Here is a 1,257-nt window from a genome sequence, read left to right as displayed (position 1 = left end):
CCGGGCGGAGCCGGGCAGCCACCGGGGGACGATCGCGTCGAAGGTGCCGGGGTACAGCACGTGGCCGAGGGCGGCGGTCCCGAGCAGGGCGGCGAGCGGGCGTGCGGCGGTCACCGTGGAGATCCTGCCGTGCCGCGTCGCCGAGATCAGCATCGGTGCCCTAGGCTCCGCGGCGATGCGTGACCGGCCCCGCCGTCCGACCGTCGATCCGCAGGTGATCGGCGCCCTCCGCATGCCCGACAATCCCGAGCGTCCGCTGGTCGCGCTGCTGAAGCGGGTGGCCGTCGCGTTCGGGGCGCTGCTCGCCGCGGCGCTGATCGTCTACATCGGGCGGGACGGGTACGTCGACAACAACGGCGAGGGCGACATCTCGTTCAACGACGCCCTCTACTACGCCACGGTCTCGCTCTCCACGACCGGCTACGGCGACATCGTCCCGTTCACCGCCACCGCGCGGCTGCTCACCACCGTGGTGATCACCCCGCTGCGGCTGCTCTTCCTGATCGTCCTCGTCGGCACCACCGTGGAGCTGCTCACCGAGCGCTCCCGGCAGTCGTTCCGGATCCAGCGTTGGAGGCAACGCGTGCGCCACCACACCGTCATCGTCGGGTACGGGACGAAGGGCCGTGCCGCCGTCGAGACGCTGCTGGGGGACGGCGTCGAGCCGGAGCAGATCGTGGTCGTCGACACCGACCGGACCCAGCTCGACGCGGCCTCGGCGCTCGGTCTCGTCACCGTGACGGGAAACGCGACCCGATCGGCCGTGCTCCGGATCGCGGGGGCGCACCACGCCACGGCGATCATCGTGGCCACGAACCGGGACGACACCACCGTTCTCGTCACGCTGACGGCACGGGAGCTGGCCCCGAAGACCCGGATCGTCGCCGCGGTGCGGGAGTCGGAGAACGTGCACCTGGTGCGCCAGTCCGGGGCCGACTCGGTGATCGTCTCGGCGGAGACGGCGGGCAGGCTGCTCGGCGTCGCGACCCGCACGCCGAGCGTCGTCGAGGTGATCGAGGACCTGCTGACCCCGGAGGCCGGGTTCGCGATCAGCGAGCGCGCGGTCGAGCCGGACGAGGTCGGCGGCTCACCGCGGCACCTGGCGGACATCGTCCTGGGGGTGGTCCGCGACGAGAAGCTGTACCGCGTCGACGCCTCCGCCGTCGACGCCCTCGAGCGCGGCGACCGCCTGCTCTACGTCCGCAAGGCCACGCCTGCGGACGAGGACCGAGCAGGTCCGGGGCGAACCGCTCGGCG

At 72.6% G+C, this 1,257-nt stretch carries 1 protein-coding gene; it reads left to right on the top strand.

The features are described 5' to 3' along the window. Positions 1–175: 175 nt before the first annotated feature. Positions 176–1,257 (top strand): potassium channel family protein (locus tag H5J29_RS33250; protein ID WP_181784845.1); only part of this gene is annotated, 1,082 nt, incomplete at its 3' end.

The sequence above is a fragment of the Pseudonocardia pini genome (genome assembly GCF_013870575.1).
GTDB classification, from domain to species: domain Bacteria; phylum Actinomycetota; class Actinomycetes; order Mycobacteriales; family Pseudonocardiaceae; genus Pseudonocardia; species Pseudonocardia pini.
This window is presented reverse-complemented; position numbering and strand designations above follow the sequence as displayed.